Source organism: Desulfovibrio inopinatus DSM 10711, assembly GCF_000429305.1.
Classification (GTDB): domain Bacteria; phylum Desulfobacterota; class Desulfovibrionia; order Desulfovibrionales; family Desulfovibrionaceae; genus Alteridesulfovibrio; species Alteridesulfovibrio inopinatus.
Map to the genome: position 1 here is coordinate 3,922 of NZ_AUBP01000050.1, position 2,149 is coordinate 6,070.

The 2,149-nt window shown below is 54.4% G+C and carries 3 protein-coding genes; 1 reads left to right on the forward strand and 2 read right to left on the reverse strand.

Translation table 11 applies throughout. From position 1 onward, the window contains the following. The first annotated feature begins 100 nt into the window (after window positions 1–100). A complete protein-coding gene (locus tag G451_RS34320) occupies window positions 101–379 on the forward strand; it encodes a hypothetical protein (RefSeq protein ID WP_156921751.1) in 279 nt (92 codons plus the stop codon). Here G451_RS34320 and G451_RS0120065 read toward each other — a convergent pair. After that, entirely contained in the window at window positions 376–822 is a 447-nt protein-coding gene (locus G451_RS0120065; RefSeq protein ID WP_027185651.1) for a hypothetical protein, read from the reverse strand. The genes G451_RS34320 and G451_RS0120065 overlap by 4 nt on opposite strands. A 22-nt stretch (window positions 823–844) precedes the next feature. Next, entirely contained in the window at window positions 845–2,002 is a 1,158-nt protein-coding gene (locus tag G451_RS0120070; RefSeq protein ID WP_027185652.1) for a phage tail tube protein, read from the reverse strand. Between the last annotated feature and the right edge of the window lie 147 nt (window positions 2,003–2,149).

The following is a 2,149-nucleotide window of genomic DNA, read 5'->3' on the forward strand; positions in this document are numbered from 1 at the left end:
GCCGTATCGCTCAAGCCATCCAAGGCGGTTTTGGCTTGATTGATCGCTTGCTGATACTTGCCGGCATCAGCTTCGATTATAATGCGGATTTTATTCTCAGATGCAGCCACGGCCTCTCTCCATCACATTAAAAAAGGCGCGGGCGCTTGGCATCCAACCAAGCATGCAACGCGCCCAAATCCAACCAGGTTTGCAACGGCAAATCATCTTGCCCAAATTGATACCCACCAAGCTGCAACTGCCGCAGATACACAAGATGATCAATGTACGGGTTGCGCTCCGCATTTTGCCCCTTGGGGCAGGCGGCGCACACGGCCTCCAGCCATGGCCCGTTTTGCGCCGCGCACTGTTTCTTATCCTCTTTGCTGCATCCACTTAAATGGATGTCGAAGGCTCCCCCAAGTCGGGCATATCGGCGACCTCGAAATACTCAACGCCTTCGTCGCGCTTCGAGCTGGCCGCATTGAAGGCCGTCTGGGCAATCAAGGCGAACGCTTCAGGGAAGCCTTTTTTGACCAAGGTTTTCCAATCTTCGCGGTAGCCATCTTCCATGGGGTCACTGGCAATACATACGCCGCCAACCCGCAACGTGCCCCGTTTGAAACCGGTGCAGAGGGTCGCACCATGCGACACTTGCAATGGCCATGCATTCTTCGCCAGCTTGATCTTGCCGCCCGAGTGCTTCACGGTATCCGATTGGTAAGCCATCCGTTGGGCATTGGTAGGCATCGCATAGTAAAATTCATGCACGGCCCCGGTGCCCTTGTCTTCGATTTCCAAAACATTGCGGTCCGCGTCCAAATCACGATACAATTCCGCCATGATATATCTCCTGAGATTTTGATTAAAACAACGTCATCCGAATTTCTCTGTCTCCCGTCCCGGAGTCAGTGGCTGTAAAGCTGATATCGTACTTGGTGATACCGCTTTTATCCCCGTATTTTGGGTCTTCGTGTGTTACTTGCGGTACTTCGATTCTCCACCGGTTGCCGGGAGTATTACCCACGGTACAGGCGAGCTTGGCCACGGCAGCATTTTTCCACAGTTCCCACACATTATAGTTGGCAAGGCTATCCGCTTCTGGGTCCATGGAGCCTTTCGGTGTGCGTCCAGCGACATACATTTCGCACATACCGTTCGTATGATTGGCGTCTTTGCGTGGTTGCACGTCAGCCGACAAATCCAACTTCAGCGCCTCGAAGATCGGGACATAATCGTCAATGGTCAGTCCCACGCCCATGAACACCGGACCAATCAGGTTGGTAAAAGTCTGCGTAGGCAACACCGAATCGGCAGGATCGGCATAGAGACCAGACATAGTGAAAGACAGCGTCGGTATTTTTCCGTCCTGGCAATCCAGGCTCCACGTACCGCGCAAACCGTTGATGAGCCACAAATGTGAATGTTTGAAAAAACGCATTGAAGCCGAGGCTTGATCCTTTGGTTCTAGTGTCGCCGGCCGATATTCAAAGGCTTCATGGGCTGCGCTAACACTGGCCGTGGCCCCGCTCGTCCCGCCGCTGACCGTCTCGGCCGCTTGGAACTCACCAGATACTCCAGACAAAACCAACGTATCCCCATCAATATGGTACACCGTGCCGGTTGCCGCACTTCCGCCACCCGTCACCACGTCATCAACTTCAAAGGTGCCCGTGATGCTCTCGATATCGAGCCGCACGACTTCCCGCTTTTTCATGGAGCAGGCGAGGAACATCGGCTCCCAATCCGGTGCCAAGAGCGCCCCGGCTTCGGAGAGCCCACCACCACGCAGCTCCACGGTTGGAGATATCTGATTCGATTTCGTCCCCACAGCACTAGGCACCGGAGAAAAGGTCGGGGTCACAACATTGCGCTCGATCTTCTCCCCATTCACTGTGATATCCACGCCCTCGTTGCACAACAACGCTGCATAATCGCCGACATCCGGCGGCACCCCATACGTGGCCTCGGCCGCAACGAGCGTCCCAACCCGTTTCGTCATCAATGTTACACGATCACCCATAAAAACTCCTTATAATCAAAGCAAAACCGCTTGCTTAATCCGATATTCGGCCGCATACACAACCAACCCGGCCCCATCCACCGGCATGGCCTGCTCCCGGCACAACACCACCGGAAACAACCCTTCCAGCAAAATTTTTCCGCGCAA

Coding starts and splice junctions, on each gene's coding strand:
- G451_RS34320 (WP_156921751.1), top strand. CDS start 101: ATGCAGCCACGGCCTCTCTCCATCACATTAAAAAAGGCGCGGGCGCTT.
- G451_RS0120065 (WP_027185651.1), bottom strand. CDS start 822: ATGGCGGAATTGTATCGTGATTTGGACGCGGACCGCAATGTTTTGGAA.
- G451_RS0120070 (WP_027185652.1), bottom strand. CDS start 2,002: ATGGGTGATCGTGTAACATTGATGACGAAACGGGTTGGGACGCTCGTT.